This window comes from Nostoc cycadae WK-1, assembly GCF_002897135.1.
Taxonomy (GTDB): Bacteria; Cyanobacteriota; Cyanobacteriia; order Cyanobacteriales; family Nostocaceae; genus Nostoc_B.
In genome coordinates, this window is record NZ_DF978431.1 from 175,216 (window position 1) to 190,389 (window position 15,174).

Genomic DNA, 15,174 nt, shown 5'->3' on the forward strand with positions numbered 1-15,174 from the left:
GGCAATAAAAGAGAAAATAACTATTAATCATTGACCCTAGATCGGTGACAAATGACTAACGCTGATTTTATCGGATTAGCAGCATCTTACACCTACGCTATCGGTTTATTAGCTCTTGGTGAAGGACTGCGGAGGCTATTTGGTGTCAAGCCAGATTTAACTCGCAAGGTTATCCATGTTGGTGCGGGGATGTGGGTGTTTGGTGTGCTGTTGCTGTTTAAACATTGGCAAATCGGTATTATCCCTTTCGCCACCTTTATTTTCATCAATTATCTGCTTTATCGTTATCGAATTATCGGTGCAATGGATACTGAAGATAGTTCCCCAGGTACTGTTTATTTTGCAATTTCAGTTACCATCCTTTTTGGGTTATTTTGGCGACCAGATGATTCAGTTGATCATGTCCCCATTGCTGTAGCGGGAATTATGGCTATGACTTGGGGAGATGCTTTAGCTGCATTAATTGGTAAACGTTTCGGAAAACATCAATATCAAATAGGCTCATCTGTGCGTTCTTGGGAAGGTTCGCTGGCGATGTTTTTAGCTAGTGCAACAGCAATATTTCTGGTACTCCTATTTTTACCTAGTTCTTTGATTAGCCCTTTAGCTGTTTCTATTGGTGCGGGAAAGGCTTTATTAATAGCATTAGTGAGTGCTAGTTGTGCAACTTTAGTTGAAGCCATATCACCATCTGGTACAGATAACCTTGGTGTCCCACTAGTTACAGCAGGTGTGATTTGGGGATTGATGCAGATTTAATTTAAGTAAGTCGGTGAGAATAAACCCAACTATCTAACAGAATATAAAATTGGCGTAATCTTTGCGATTGCTTCATTCCACTTCGTTTCATTCGCAATGACATAACGTGAATTATTTAAGCGTTTCTACTTATCGTCTGGGTTCTGTCAAACGATGGGTGTGATGTCTTTTCACTTCTTGTATTTTAAAAAATGCCACCACAAAAATATGATGGGGAGAAAATCAACGTGAGTACAAACCAAAAAGTTGCTGTCGTCACTGGTGGAAATCGTGGATTGGGATTTGAAGCTTCTCGTCAACTGGCGAAACAAGGATATAAGGTAATTCTCACCAGCAGAGACGAAGATAAAGGTAAAGCCGCTGCACAAAAGTTACAGGCTGAGGGTTTAGATGTAATTGCTTATACTTTAGATGTCACCAGTGATGAAAGTAGTCAAAATTTAGCTAAGTTTATTGATCAGCAGTTTGGCAAACTTGATGCACTGGTCAATAATGCAGGTATTTATATTGATGATCAATCAGGAAGCAAGGGCATTATTGATACTCACATTGATACTTTACAGACAACAATTGATACAAATGTTTATGGTGTTGTGCGAGTTACTCAAGCGTTAATTCCCTTGATGAAGAAACAAAATTACGGACGAATAGTTAATGTTTCTTCAGGAATGGGACAGTTAACAGATATGGAGGGTGGTTCTCCTGGATACCGTATTTCTAAAACAGCTTTAAATGCTGTAACCCGAATTTTTGCCAGTGAATTAATAGGTAGCAATATATTAGTTAATTCTGTATGTCCAGGTTGGGTAAAAACTGATATGGGTGGCGCTAATGCACCACTTACACCAGAACAAGGAGTTGATACAATTGTCTGGCTGGCTACCCTTAAAGATGATGGTGTGACTGGGGGATTTTTCCGCGATCGCCAACCAATTGCTTGGTAAAATTTTATATTTAGTTATTAATCAATACAAATAATTCATGATAATTAACAGTACAAAGTTGGGTGAAGTATAAGATTTTCCTGACATAGAATCGCCGGGCAAAAATCAATGGGAAATCTGAGCAAATGGTGTGGGCTGATACAGTAATTTTTAGGCAGCTATTATAGGCTTTATATGCCCTTTACTTTTACCCTTATGGCGGAAATATCCGCTAAAAAAGCACCAAAGCAGTAGATAATTATTCCTAAAAAAGTAGGGTTGATAAACTTCAACCACAATACTGATGTAACAACATAGGAAAATTACTATGCTTTGGTGATTTACTTAATTTTGGTCATAAAGAATTATCTTGAAGTCACTCTTACACTCCTAAACCAAAATCTTCAGCCTCTTCAGCGATCGCCCACACTAATTCACCCCATTCGCTATTACAATCGATTTGCTGGGATACTCAGCAGGATTGCAATTTCTTCAATTTCAGCCTGTGCTTACTTCTGCATTACCGACTATCAACGCCCTCAAGCAGCCGACATCTGATGCTTGGGTAGAACAAGCGATCGCAAATTTAGATATTATTTTGCTTGACCATTCCCACTGCGAACGCAAAGCCGCAGGGGTGGCGTTAAATTTTATGTTTCGCTATCCTTCCAATACCAAAATGGTAAGGGAATTAACTGCGATCGCTCGTGAAGAATTAGAACACTTTGAACTCGTCAACCAGTGGCTAGAACGCCGCAATATACCCTTAGCACCTTTATCACCGCCTCCCTATGGTGCTGGTTTAAAAGCCGCTGTCCGTCCCAACGAACCAGACCGTTTTTTAGATTCCTTACTCGTCACTGGCTTAATAGAAGCCCGCAGTCACGAAAGACTAGGACTTTTAGCTACACACTGTCCTGAAGCAGAATTAGCTAAATTTTATCAAAGCTTAATGGCATCGGAAGCAAGACACTTTGGTACATACTGGGTTTTAGCAGATACTTATTTTGACCGCGAAATCGTCCAGCAACGGCTGGATGAGTTAGCAATTGTTGAAAGCGATCTGCTGGTAAACTTGCATCCAGAGCCAAGAATTCATAGTTAGTATATTCACTAATAGACATCATAGTTATCATGCTTCAGTTAACACATATCAGGCTGCTAGTAACCAACTACACAGATTGTTTTCTCTTCTACCGTGACATACTCGGCTTTTGGATTGATTGGGGTGATGAAAATAGCGGCTATGCTGAGTTGCACACCGGATCTCACCTTAAACTGGCATTATTTAGAAAAGATTTTATGGCTGAAGCAATTCCCAGTGCTTATCTACCTTCGGCTTTTGATTGTCAAAACAAAATGGCTTTAGTTTTCGCCGTTGATAACGTGGATGAAGTCTACGAAAAACTCAAAGAACGCAACGTCATAGTTGTCACCCAACCCTTAGATCGTCCAGCCTGGGGACTCCGCACAGCACATTTTCGTGATCCTGATGGTAATTTGATTGAAATCTTTAGTAATCTGGGGTCGGTAAATTAGGATTTTGCTGTCTCTAACTACACAATGGATAAATTTTCTGCAATTGTGCGTGATATCCATGATCCACAAGATGTGATCTTGGGAATATTGACAATATTCTGCTCTACTCTACACTTGTATCAGGATTTTGTTCTTAGCGAAGTGTAAATAATTAGAAGTTTAACTTCAATTTAAAATTTACAATTCACAATTAATCTGTGGGAAATTTTTGTGAGCTTATGCTTTCAGGAAAGTGGAAATTTCTGCGGATTTTACTACTCAGTATTATTGTTACTGCTGCTATTAGTGTTTATATCACTCAGCCCCAAAATCCAGTAACAGTTTTCCATACTGAAAATCCAGTAAAACCGCAATTTTCAGTCATGCAACATACTGAAAATCTTGTGGTTGATCCAGAGCGTATTAATTATAAATCTATACCATTAGAAAGTCTGAATGCGGCTCGCCAAGGGAGTGACCCAGAAACCCTGGCGTTGAATGCGATTGAAGATGTAGGGTCAGAAAAGGGGATAGATAAGATAGAAGTGATTTATCCCCAGCACAATCAAGCCCTAGTGACCATTACACACATTCCCCAAAATAGTAATTCAGTCAATGCGATTAAATATCGGGTGGAGATGAATACCTTTGGGCGATCGCTTTTAGTGAGTTCGCCGCCTGTGTGGGAAATTATCTGGGCTGGCTCCCAGGTACAATGTAAACCTGGAAGTCGCCACAGCAAACAATTAAATCAGAGTAAAAATCTGAAGTGTGAAGGATAAAATTTTCATACTTTCAGACTTCACACCTCATACTTTATTTAGATATCGCCGCGAATATCTTCGATAATGCCATCGCGCATGACGATTTCTACCTGCATTTTGCTAATTAAGTTATCACCTTTTTCTACCCGGAAAAATCCTTCCATTTGAAATTGGTTGACTTCTTGATCTAACTCCAGCATCTGTACTTGCTGAAGGTTTTGCAGCATTTGATTTTTTTGCTCTAGGAATTCGCTTTTCTTTTGATTAACTTGCAGTTGGATGTTGTCAATTTGTTGCAGAGTTTGGGGGCTAGGTGGTTGGATACTTTGCTTTTGAATAGCGGCGATCGCTCTTTGTCCTTCGAGGTCAAGTTGTTGCAATTGCTGATCAAGTTGATTGATCTGGGCTTGCAATTGCTGTTGTACTTCCTCTCTCCAGAGGGGAGTAACAATAACTTTGACGTTGACGATGCGCTTCAAAAGTAGTTGGGGGTTGGAGACATCCATATTTCGCGTTCACTCTATAAAGTTTGCAGTGGAAATTATCGAGGTTTGATACTCAGCACGGGCTAAACGCCCCGCTACGGCTAACAGCACTCAGCACTTTTGAAGATCAGGCAAACATTTTGTTAATCAGGTCGCCGTAGCGTTCTGCAACAACGTGTCGCCGGATTTTTAGTGTTTGGGTCATTAAGCCATTTTCAATAGAAAACGGTTCTAGAATCAGCCTGAATGGCCCAATGCGATCATCTGAACGATAACCTGGACGATTCTGTACTTCCCGATTCAATTCTTGGCGAAACAAATCCTGGATTATTTTACTCTCTAGGCCAACACCAGTGCTGAGTTCGGAGTTTTGTTCTGGTAGACGTAATTGCACGTTCTGACTTTGGGCCCATTTTTCTAAGGCTTCGAGGTTGGGAACAATTAAAGCACCAAGACTGCGCTGATCTTGCCCTACAAGCATGATTTGGTCAATATAAGGCGATCGCAAACACGCATCTTCAATTGGTTGTGGTTCGATGTTTTCCCCGTTAGTCAAGACAATTGTATCTTTTGCCCTACCAGTTAGCACCAAGTCATTTTCTGGCGTAACCCAACCCAAATCACCGCTATCAAACCAACCTTCAGCATCAATAGCTTTGGCTGTTGCTTCGGGGTTTTGGTAATAACCCTGCATGATTTGCGGCCCTTTCAATAACACCAAACCTCTTTGTCCTTTGGCTAAAGGCTGGCGATTTTCAGGATCTACAATTTTTACTTCTGTACCGGGAATTGGTTGACCGGATGAACCACGGAAATTCCGCCAAGGACGACGCGCATTAGTTACTGGCGAAGTTTCGGTTAAACCATAACCTTGTAAAATGTCTACACCAATAATTTCAAAAAAGTTATCAATGTGCCTTGGTAACGCCCCGCCACCACTAATAACATGTTTGATGCGTCCGCCTGTGGCTTCCCGAACTTTGGCATAAACTATCTTTTCTCCCAAAATATGCAGCGGTAACAAGGCTGATGCTTGAATTTTAGCCCCAATACGTTCAATGGCTGAAGCATCGATATGCTCTAAACACAATCCTTGGGCGATGCGTTGCGCTTTGATATACTTTTCGCTAATGCCTAGTAAAAAGTTAATCAGGCGTTGCTTATTAGCAGGTTGTTCCCGAAACTGTTTCTGCACTCCTTCATAAATCGATTCCCATAAGCGGGGAACAGCAATCATGAAATTGGGTTTAAATTCTTTTAAATCTCGTTTCACAGAACGCAAATTTGTGTAAACTTGGGTGCAGCCTTGTGATAACAAAAAGTATTCACCACTACGTTCGTAGCTGTGCCAAGTAGGAAGAATACTTAAGACAATATCACCTGGTTCGGGTTGGACTATTGCTCTGAGACTTCTGACTTGGTGCATTAAATTGCTGTGAGACAACATAACACCTTTGGGTTTACCTGTTGTCCCAGATGTATAAATTAAAGTTGCTAAAGAATCGGGACTTTGCTGAACCCGCACTAGAGTATGCTTTGCACCAAGGTCTTGTAACTGGGAAAAGTTGAGTATTTTCAGATGATCGTCCGTTGGTGGAGTTTCATCAGCAAGTAAGATAACTATGCGAATTGGTAAGTCATATAGTCTGTCGCGCAGTCTATTAAAGGTTTTTAAATCTTCAACTACCAAAACTGTACTGCCACTGTTGGCAATAATAAACAGCAGTTCTTCTTTTTCGGCTTGCGAACTACGTACCGCATCCACACCGCCAGCTGTGATGATACCTTGATCGGCGATGAACCAGCGGGGACTGTTATCGGCAATTAAAGAAATGCGATCGCCTACTTGCACTTCTAAGGCTTGTAACCCAGCCGCAAATTGTTGAATTTGATCCGCTAACTGGATATATGTAATCGCTGTTTCTGGCTTTGAGTGCGGATTTCGCAACGCCACAATATTGCCAAATTGCTTGGCTGCTAAAGGCCAAATCTCTGAAAGTAAATTTACTTTTGTGTAATCTACAGAACCTTGAAATGCCAGCTTTTCTCTCTCACTGATGTTCAATAATATGGAAGACGCAGATTGGGTGTTTGACATAACAACATTACCGAAAATGTACTAATTTTTTAGTTTTAGTTTATTCTGCTATTGACACTACAATACTCTCCTGTATTTTTACATCGCCAATTGTGTCCGCTATTTCGCAAAACCAACGGTTGTATTGATAAAAATTTATGTTAAAGTGAAGTTATATAAATTTTAAGCAATACATCCGTAAATGATTGCTTAATTTGGATGTTTGCAGTCAATAACAGCGACCACCTAACTTTTCAATGGGGGTGATTACCTATAGATTTCACAGATGCAATATGCTTCACTCTGATTAATGCTATTGCTTGTTTAGCATTTCCTAAGTTTCTCTCTGGGATTCTAGCTAAAATCAGAAATAATCAAGCATCTACAAAAGTTCTGATCTCACCAAAATCTACAGTGGAAATTACTAGTTTTCCCTATTGTACGGTTTATGCAATAACAGGCCGTCAATATTGTAGATTCAGTCCTCATTTTTGTTCCAAATGTTCTAGCTATTGATTAATCTCTGCTTCAGATACCCGACTTCTTTAAGAAATGAAGTTGGGTATCTTTGTCTCTATTAGTGTTACAAAACTAAATATTGAACTAGCTTATGGAGATGAGAAGAAAATCAAAAGCACTAATGTAGTCTATTTGACAAAATATGCTTCAAACTAAATAAATAACAAACAAAATAAAAAAAAGGAGTTTATTTATGAGTTTTATCGATGGTCTATTGCTGACACTCGTGAATACTGTTGCTTGTTTGATGTTGCCAAAGCTGCTGTCTGTAGTTTTGGCTAATAAAACCGCGGATGAAGTAGCAACTCAACCTGTATCTAGTTCTGAAATAGCTTAAAAGTGTCAGGCGATCGCAGTTGTGATCAATGTGGGATAATGCTTGTCTAGTTGGAGCGATCGCCAAAAATAATTTACTTCCGCTTTTCTCGCCGCCACTTCTCTTTAACTAAGCGAATTTCATCAAAACTGTAGGCTGTACCCAGTTGTTCTTTTAGCGGAGTGAGAGGAATATCACCGAGAACTTCGAGAACGTGCCAAATTTTTTGATGATGTTCCGCAGGTACTAATAAATTTAAATCTACAGGCTGATTTTTTTCGATTAATCTAGCTAAATGACTGACAATTGTCGCTGGGCTAAGTTTGCGTTGTTGGGCAATTTCGGTAACACTTAAACCTTGTTGATGTAAATGTAGAGTTTGTAATTCAGTTCCAGAAATTAAACTGAGTGAAGGTATAACATCAGCAGCAGAATTAACTGAAGTTTTATTACCCCGGTAAGTGCTAATTTCTGCTAAGAACTTTTCCCCATATTGGGCAAGTTTATGACTCCCGACACCAGATAGTTTACCAAATTCAACTAAAGTTTTTGGTTGTACCTGTGCCATTAACTTTAACGTCGAGTCATGAAAGATAACGTAAGGTGGAACAGACTGTTCATCAGCCAATTGCTTACGCAGCGATCGCAATTTATGTAATAATTCTTCAGCCTCAGCTGCTTTGGGACTTTCTTCGATTAAACTTAATTTTTGGGTTGCAGACACAGCAATTTCCACTTTGCGCTGTCGTCGCATCACTTCCCAACTGTGGGCGTTTAATTTTAAAACAGAATAACCATCACTAGTTTGTTCTAACAAACCTTGATGTAAAAGCGATCGCCCCAACATTCGCCATTCTTCCACACTTTTATCTTTACCGATACCGTAAGTAGATAATTTGTCGTGTTCGTATTGGGTTATTTTCTGATTTTTTGCCCCCCGCAACACATCAATAATATGCAGCATTCCAAATCTTTCTTTGCAACGCGCCACACAAGATAAAAACTTCATGGCTTCAATTGTCCAATCTTCCACGGGTTTGGGATGACGACAATTATCACAGTTATTGCAATTTCCCAGAAACCTTTCGCCAAAATAACTGAGTTGAATTGTCCGCCGACAATCTGTCCCCTCAGCGTAATCTATCATTTGTCGCAGTTGTTGTTTAGCAATCAACTGTTCTTGAGCATCAGTTTTTTGATTAATACTCCATTCAATAGTTTTAATATCACCAAAACTAAAAAAGATTGTACAGCGAGAAGGTTCCCCATCTCTCCCCGCCCGCCCAGATTCTTGATAGTAACTTTCTAAATTGCGGGGAATATCAAAGTGAATTACCAGTCGCACATCTGGTTTATTAATTCCCATACCAAAAGCTATTGTCGCCACCATCACCCGCGCATCATCTCGAATAAATCGGGTTTGATTTTTGCTGCGTTCTTCATCACTTAATCCCGCATGATAAGGGAGAACTGAAACTTTATCATTTTGCAGTTTAAAAGTTAATTCATCAACTTTTTTGCGAGTCAGACAATAAATAATAGCTGAACCGTCAATTTCTCGAATCAATTCTAATAATTCCGCGTAAGCATATTTAGTTTTCGGGCGGACTTCGTAATAAAGATTTTGGCGATTAAAACTCGCAATGTGAATACTTGGTTGCTTTAACCCGATTTGTTGAATGATATCAGAACGGACGCGTTCAGTAGCCGTTGCTGTCAACGCAATCGTCGGGATATGGGGATAACGCGATCGCAATGAGCGCAACTGACGGTATTCTGGACGAAAATCATGTCCCCACTCCGAAACACAGTGCGCTTCATCGATTGCAAAGGTAGAAATACCAATTTGGTGATGTACTAAATCGAGAAACGGCAAAAACCTTTCACTCATCAGCCGTTCCGGGGCGACATAGAGTAATCTTACCTTACCGTTAAGAATTGCTTCTTCCCGCGATCGCACTTGATAAGGATTCAAACTACTATTGAGAAACGTGGCGCTAATATTATTATTTCGCAGTGCTTCCACTTGGTCTTGCATCAACGCAATTAACGGCGATACCACCACCGTCAATCCCTTCTTTACCAACGCTGGTAACTGAAAACACAAAGACTTTCCCCCACCTGTGGGCATAACTACCAGCAAATCTCGATTTTGTAGCGCATCTTCGATAATTTTTCGCTGTCCCGGACGGAATTGATCATAACCGAAGTGATATTTTAGCGCCTGTTCGAGATTAGGATACTGAAGCATAGCGATCGCTTTTTTGGCTGCATTCTGCGTAGGTAGTTGATACAAAGATTATAAAAGCACAAAATCCTCTCTGCGTCTTTGCGCCTCTGCGTGAGACGAAAATATTTCAGTGCGATCGCTCGGCGTAGATCCTGATTCTCTCACCTGATGGGTGATTATTTAACAGGAAAACATATCTCCGGCTTGTTCTCATTCTTCATCCACTTCATCAGATGTTAAGAGTGCTTGTGAACTATGACGCACGTACAAAATATAAACAGTATCATCACGAATTGTAAAAAGAATGCGGTAGATATTTTTTGACTTGCCGTAAAGAAGTTGACGCACTTCTTCAGAAAATACTTCATGTTCTACAGCTAAAGCGCACCGACGAGGTTTTTCTTGAAGAGTTGCTATTGCATTCATCAACCCCCGAAACCACTGATCTGCATAAGCTGGGTTATATTCTTTCAGCCATAAGTATGCTGATTCAATTTGAGCGTCCGCAGTCTTGGTAGTTCTAACTTGAAATACCATATTTCTGCTGCATTTCTTGCTCAAATGCACTTAATGGACGTGTATTTCCTACTTCTATGTCTTCTAGTCCCTGTTTAATTCCTGTTATTGTTTCTAACTTTTCTACAAGTTCTAAAAGCTTTTGGTATGATTGAGCATCTTGAACAACTAATTCGGCTTTGCCATTGACAGTTAAAACTACTGGTTTTCCAGTCTGCTTCATTTGCTTAATCAAGTCGGATGTGTTGCGCTTGAAGTTTGAGAGAGAGTGAATATCTCGAATAATGTTGAGCATTGCTGTAATTATGCACTTAATTTGCACTCAATTTAATGCTATCATCTGGAACATTAAAGACACCTAACTCCCAGCTAAAAATTAAAGACTCGTGGTAAAGTGCGTAGGATGACCATCGTCGTACACATCGCTCGGCGTAGATCCAGATTCTCTCACTTGAATTGCTGTAAAAGCTAATTAATGACGCGATGTGCAACTTATTTTTACAACCCCTCTCCAAACCTCTCCCCGAAACGGAGAGAGGCTTTGAATCTTACTCCCCTTCCCTTGTAGGGAAGGGGTTGGGGGTTAGGTTTAAGAGAAAGTTGCACACTGCCTTAATCAGTATCAAACACTCATCCGCGAGTATCAAAGACTCATTCACAAGTATTTAAGACTCTCCCGCGAATATCAAACACTCATTCACGAATATCAAACACTCGTCCGCGAGTATAAAAGACTCATTCACGAATATCAAACACTCATCCGCGAGTATAAAAGACTCATTCACGAGTATTAAACACTCGTCCGCGAGTAAAAAAGACTAGTTCACGAATATCAAAGACTCATTAAAGCAGTTTTCATTTACTTAAATCACACACTCACCCTCTTCTTTGCGCCTTTGCGCCTCTGCGTGAGACAAAAACCTTCAAGAATTACCCATCACCCTCTCAAGACTCACCCTCACACCCTCAGCATCCGGTGACTTCAATCGCTGCAAAATCTCTAAAGCTGGTTGCAAATAGGATATCGCTTTAGTGTATTCACCCTGCTGTTCTGCCAAATGTCCTAACCACCACAGAGTCATTGCTTTGCCTTGAACATCACCAATACGTTCAAATATTTCCAAAGACTGATGGAAAAGTGCGATCGCTTCATCCACTTCCCCTTTGTTGGCGTAGAGAATTCCCAGTTGGTGCAACGTCGCTGTTTTACCTTGGACATTCCCAATGCGTTCATTTATTTCTAAAGACAGATTGAAAAGTGCGATCGCTTAATCCACTTCCCCTTTGTTAGCGTAGAGAATTCCCAGTTGGTGCAACGTCGCCGCTTTGGTTTGGACATTACCAATGCTTTCAGTTATTTCCAAAGACTGATTGAAAAGTGCGATCGCTTCATCCACTTCCCCTTTGTTGGCGTAGAGAATTCCCAGTTGGTGCAACGTCGCTGTTTTACCTTGGACATTCCCAATGCGTTCATTTATTTCTAAAGACAGATTGAAAAGTGCGATCGCTTAATCCACTTCCCCTTTGTTAGCGTAGAGAATTCCCAGTTTGTGCAACGTCGCCGCTTTGCCTTGGACATTACCAATGCGTTCAAAGGATTGATTCCTGAATACTTAATATTATTCTTTTGACCGTATCAGTTTCAGAAGATTGAAGACGTTGCAATATGCCTAATGACTGCTGTAAGAAATCTAATCCTTGGTTATAATCACCAAGTTCATATATCAACATTTGCCCCAACGAAGCCAACGTACTTGCTTTACCGCGCATATCTTGTATATGCTCTTCAATTTCAAGTGCTTCTTTATATGTGACTAAAGCAGCATCAATTTTCTTTTGATTTATATAATAAATATTTGCTATTTGATGTAATGTATGTGCTTGACCTTTTAGATATTTAATTTGCTTGTTCAATATTAGAGATTTACTATAAAACTGAAGTGCATTTTCAAATTTACTTTGTTGTTCGGATACTACACCAAGTTGATGTAATGCAATTGCCTGACCTTGAATATCATCAATTTGTTCAGCAAGTTTAAACGAAGTATTAAGGGAATTAATTGCTAAATCAAATCTTCCAACTTTAGTATAAGTAATTGCCATATTATAAAATAATGCAGCTTTAAGTTCAACGCTACCAGTTTCTTCAACTATTTTTAGAGACATCTGTAAAAGATTAAAAACTGCTTCTAAGTCTCCTTGCTCTTCTTTAAGAGATGCTATTTGATGCAAAGTTGATATTTTTCCTTTAAGATCACCAATACTATCTTTCAGATAGAAAGATTTTTCATAAATAGCAAGAGACTCTTGTATTCTTCCTTTTTGTGCTTTTATGTATGCAATTTGATGTAATGTTGATGCTTGACCTTTAATATCACCAATATTTTCTTGAATTGCTAGGCACTCTTGATATTTATGAAGTGCATTGTCTACCTTGCCTTGTAAAAGATATATTCTTGCTATCTCATGCAATGCTGAAGCTTTACCCTTAAGATGACCAATTTTTTCGCTATCTATAAGACATTCTTGGTAAATTTTAAGAGCTATATCTAATTCTCCGCTTTTAGATTTGATATATGCCAAGCAGTGTTTAATGCCGCAGATTTCAATTATTTCATTATCTGGACAAAGTTTTAAAGCTTCTTGATAATGCTCCACAGCTTCTTTAACTTTACCTAGCTCAATTTCAACACGAGCTAAATTACTAAGAATACGATAGTCTCTTATATTGTTAAGTGTATCTTGACAAATTTTATTAGTGTCTCGGAAACGACTATGAGGTATCCACTTTCTAGAAAGACAATTCGCAACATTGACAGTAATATCTTTATCCTTCCCCAGCAAAGCCAACCTATGAATTTCTAACGTTTCCGCCTCCGTAGAAGTTCCCGCCTCCCACCACAGACGATACAAAATTTGTGCAGCTTGTTTATACAACTCTTCACCCTTGGGGTTTTCTGGAAACTCTAGCAACGGTGACAAAATCCGGGGAACACGATACAACCTCTCTGTGTTGTTGGTAAGGGTAACTTCCAACAAACCCAAAATTTCAGCGCGTTGAATATGACTTTCCCAACTTGAGATATCCTCACAAATCGGGGAAATCGCAGCTAGAGGAACAGGTAACTCATACACCAACAACTTCCCCAGCATAAGACGCAAAGCTGGAGTTTGCTGCTTCAGCAATTCTTCAGCCAAAATATCCTCACGAAATTCCTTTTCCTTATCTGCCATCTTTTGCAGAATCATCTCAACTCCCCTCTCGGCTTCTGGCGACTTCGGGGAATTTTGCAAAATCTTATCTAACCATTCCAACAGCCGAGGATTTCCATCTGCTGCTTTTTTGGCACGTTCGGGCAAATCTGGCTGAAATTGCCAACTGCCATTAAACGAATCCAGACGATTATACTTTTTAATTAAATCTGCCCCACCCAAAGCCCCCAGAGGTTCGCGGTACAGACGATGATTCAGTTCCGACAAAGTGAAATTGTAGCGACAGGTAATAATTACCTTGTGGGGAAGTTGGGAGTTTTGCATCGCCTTCAGCAACGCCAGCAGTACATCCACAACTTGTGGTTGCAAGACATAAACCCCATTGCGTAATTCCAAATTTGCCTCAAAGTCATCCAGCACAAAGGCAAAGCGCTGTTCTTTGGTATTCAGTCCTTCAGTGAAAAACTTGGTGAGGCGCTGCATCAAGGGTAACTTGCCATTGAGAATTTCATGCCCCCGTTCCGAGGTACATTGTTCAGCCAGGGTTTTGAGCAGTTTGTCCTCATCCAGTTGCCGAAAGTTCACCAGCCTGTGATAGCCAACCATCCTTTCCAGAAGTCGCGCCGTCACAGTACTCTTACCCACACCCCCCAGTCCGTGAATTAGTACCCCTAATGAAGTGCGAATAGCTTTGAGACAACGTTGCAAAGTCCGCCGTCTCCCAACAAACTCAGAGGGTTTCGCCACCCGCACCAGTTGGGTATCGGGATCTAAAAACAGATCATAAGCAGGTTCGGGCGCAGAGAGTGGCACATCTCTCGATACTTCCACCAACGCACCGGGACATTCTCCCTGGACATATAACCGCAACAAATGCCAGTCACGCACATTCTGTTTAAACAACTGCTGGTAAGTGCTGGCGAGTGCTTGGGCTAATTGATATCCGGCTGCCAATTTCCCGTAGAGGTGCGCGGCGGCGGCTGTAGCTGTCCGATCTTCCACAGGCCGCCCCCAACTTAAAACCGCCCTCGCGCCTTGGGCAATTAGTGCCTCAGCCATTGAAGGGACAGCGCCTTTATCTGGTGCTTGTCCAGTCCGACACCCAGACAAAAACACCAACTTGGGAAAGCGAAACCGGAAGACTTCGGCAAGTTCTGCGGCTGTGGTTTCGTGGCGTTCCCCAATTTCCGTCTCGGTGATAAAGTAAGGCGTGTAAGGTGCTTCATCTTTAATTGAGGCGTGTCCTGTGAGGTGAAACACATCAAAGTCATCAAGATAGCGACTCCACACCTTACCCAATTCGTTCACGCAGCCGCTTTCTTCCACCCGCAAATCTACAGCAAAATCTCGCGTATCTGCCAGAATTCTCGCTTCTTCCTGTTCAAACTCTAACTTTGGTTGCACGTCTTCCGGGTCGGTTGCCATAAACAATACTCGCAATTGTCGTGCTTCCACAGAAAACCCTTCTATTTCTTTCTCAATCCAGCGCAGAGGTAACACTACCGGGTTAACCCGCTTCACCAAAAAATCCTCACCATCATGCAGCACTTCCCAAGGTAGATGTGCCAGTTGTTTTCCGGTATCAATCGCAATTACCAACCCTTCACCGTGACAGTTAGCAATTCCCCGACTCAACCACCGTCCATCCCCATCCAACCAAAAAAATAACTGCTTCCCGATTCCTGGTAAATTGGGCAGCAGTTTATAATAATCTCGTTCTCCTTGCTTGAGAAAATTAGCGATTTCTGCCAACTTCAAGCGACGTGATTCATAGTGATTCTTTTGAGGTAGCCAATACCTGAGTTCAACTGTTTCCTGGGTACTTTCCCGAAGTTGAATGCGGATAGTTTGCAC

The 15,174-nt window shown here is 40.8% G+C and carries 14 protein-coding genes; 6 read left to right on the top strand and 8 right to left on the bottom strand.

Annotated features, from left to right (window positions below; genetic code table 11):
* Positions 1 to 51 precede the first annotated feature (51 nt).
* From NCWK1_RS17180 to NCWK1_RS17200, 5 genes are all read left to right on the top strand, one after another.
* The gene (locus NCWK1_RS17180) at positions 52 to 759 is read left to right on the top strand and encodes a diacylglycerol/polyprenol kinase family protein (RefSeq protein WP_103125546.1); all 708 of its coding nucleotides are present in this window, start codon (positions 52 to 54) and stop codon (positions 757 to 759) included.
* A 227-nt stretch (positions 760 to 986) separates the two neighbouring features.
* Entirely contained in the window at positions 987 to 1,703 is a 717-nt protein-coding gene (locus tag NCWK1_RS17185) for an SDR family oxidoreductase (RefSeq protein ID WP_187308173.1), read from the top strand.
* A gap of 484 nt (positions 1,704 to 2,187) precedes the next feature.
* Positions 2,188 to 2,787 (top strand): MiaE family protein, encoded by a 600-nt coding sequence (locus NCWK1_RS17190; RefSeq protein ID WP_103125605.1) that lies wholly within the window; start codon positions 2,188 to 2,190, stop codon positions 2,785 to 2,787.
* Positions 2,788 to 2,813: 26 nt separating this feature from the next.
* A complete protein-coding gene (locus tag NCWK1_RS17195) occupies positions 2,814 to 3,221 on the top strand; it encodes a VOC family protein (protein WP_044499852.1) in 408 nt (135 codons plus the stop codon).
* Between the two features lie 218 nt (positions 3,222 to 3,439).
* The gene (locus NCWK1_RS17200) at positions 3,440 to 3,982 is read left to right on the top strand and encodes a hypothetical protein (RefSeq protein ID WP_103125548.1); all 543 of its coding nucleotides are present in this window, start codon (positions 3,440 to 3,442) and stop codon (positions 3,980 to 3,982) included.
* Positions 3,983 to 4,020: 38 nt separating this feature from the next.
* Here the strand turns inward: NCWK1_RS17200 and NCWK1_RS17205 are convergent, their stop codons facing one another.
* Together NCWK1_RS17205 and NCWK1_RS17210 are read right to left on the bottom strand one after the other, a co-directional pair.
* On the bottom strand, positions 4,021 to 4,470 hold the full coding sequence (locus NCWK1_RS17205) for a YlqD family protein (RefSeq protein WP_015112570.1): 450 nt from the start codon (positions 4,468 to 4,470) through the stop codon (positions 4,021 to 4,023).
* 106 nt (positions 4,471 to 4,576) lie between these two features.
* The gene (locus NCWK1_RS17210) at positions 4,577 to 6,547 is read right to left on the bottom strand and encodes an AMP-dependent synthetase/ligase (protein ID WP_103125549.1); all 1,971 of its coding nucleotides are present in this window, start codon (positions 6,545 to 6,547) and stop codon (positions 4,577 to 4,579) included.
* A 691-nt stretch (positions 6,548 to 7,238) separates the two neighbouring features.
* Between NCWK1_RS17210 and NCWK1_RS29630 the strand changes: the two genes are divergently transcribed.
* A complete protein-coding gene (locus NCWK1_RS29630) occupies positions 7,239 to 7,382 on the top strand; it encodes a hypothetical protein (RefSeq protein WP_187308170.1) in 144 nt (47 codons plus the stop codon).
* A 73-nt stretch (positions 7,383 to 7,455) separates the two neighbouring features.
* Here the strand turns inward: NCWK1_RS29630 and recQ are convergent, their stop codons facing one another.
* From recQ to NCWK1_RS17240, 6 genes are all read right to left on the bottom strand, one after another.
* The gene (gene recQ / locus NCWK1_RS17220) at positions 7,456 to 9,612 is read right to left on the bottom strand and encodes a DNA helicase RecQ (RefSeq protein ID WP_103125606.1); all 2,157 of its coding nucleotides are present in this window, start codon (positions 9,610 to 9,612) and stop codon (positions 7,456 to 7,458) included.
* Positions 9,613 to 9,801: 189 nt separating this feature from the next.
* The gene (locus NCWK1_RS17225) at positions 9,802 to 10,128 is read right to left on the bottom strand and encodes a type II toxin-antitoxin system RelE/ParE family toxin (RefSeq protein WP_096583818.1); all 327 of its coding nucleotides are present in this window, start codon (positions 10,126 to 10,128) and stop codon (positions 9,802 to 9,804) included.
* Positions 10,112 to 10,402: a type II toxin-antitoxin system Phd/YefM family antitoxin gene (locus tag NCWK1_RS17230; protein WP_103125551.1), complete on the bottom strand. Its 291-nt coding sequence runs from the start codon at positions 10,400 to 10,402 to the stop codon at positions 10,112 to 10,114. The genes NCWK1_RS17225 and NCWK1_RS17230 overlap by 17 nt, the downstream gene beginning before the upstream one ends.
* 628 nt (positions 10,403 to 11,030) lie before the next feature.
* Positions 11,031 to 11,303, bottom strand: a complete 273-nt coding sequence (locus tag NCWK1_RS30170; protein WP_245894921.1) for a tetratricopeptide repeat protein — start codon at positions 11,301 to 11,303, stop codon at positions 11,031 to 11,033.
* A gap of 72 nt (positions 11,304 to 11,375) precedes the next feature.
* On the bottom strand, positions 11,376 to 11,612 hold the full coding sequence (locus NCWK1_RS30175; RefSeq protein WP_340641209.1) for a tetratricopeptide repeat protein: 237 nt from the start codon (positions 11,610 to 11,612) through the stop codon (positions 11,376 to 11,378).
* A gap of 85 nt (positions 11,613 to 11,697) precedes the next feature.
* The gene (locus NCWK1_RS17240; RefSeq protein ID WP_103125552.1) at positions 11,698 to 15,174 is read right to left on the bottom strand and encodes a tetratricopeptide repeat protein; all 3,477 of its coding nucleotides are present in this window, start codon (positions 15,172 to 15,174) and stop codon (positions 11,698 to 11,700) included.

Excerpts from the sequence above, each read along its gene's own strand:
- NCWK1_RS17180 (WP_103125546.1), top strand. The coding sequence starts at position 52 with ATGACTAACGCTGATTTTATCGGATTAGCAGCATCTTACACCTACGCT.
- NCWK1_RS17200 (WP_103125548.1), top strand. The coding sequence starts at position 3,440 with ATGCTTTCAGGAAAGTGGAAATTTCTGCGGATTTTACTACTCAGTATT.
- NCWK1_RS17205 (WP_015112570.1), bottom strand. The coding sequence starts at position 4,470 with ATGGATGTCTCCAACCCCCAACTACTTTTGAAGCGCATCGTCAACGTC.
- NCWK1_RS17210 (WP_103125549.1), bottom strand. The coding sequence starts at position 6,547 with ATGTCAAACACCCAATCTGCGTCTTCCATATTATTGAACATCAGTGAG.
- NCWK1_RS29630 (WP_187308170.1), top strand. The coding sequence starts at position 7,239 with ATGAGTTTTATCGATGGTCTATTGCTGACACTCGTGAATACTGTTGCT.
- recQ (WP_103125606.1), bottom strand. The coding sequence starts at position 9,612 with ATGCTTCAGTATCCTAATCTCGAACAGGCGCTAAAATATCACTTCGGT.
- NCWK1_RS17225 (WP_096583818.1), bottom strand. The coding sequence starts at position 10,128 with ATGGTATTTCAAGTTAGAACTACCAAGACTGCGGACGCTCAAATTGAA.
- NCWK1_RS17230 (WP_103125551.1), bottom strand. The coding sequence starts at position 10,402 with ATGCTCAACATTATTCGAGATATTCACTCTCTCTCAAACTTCAAGCGC.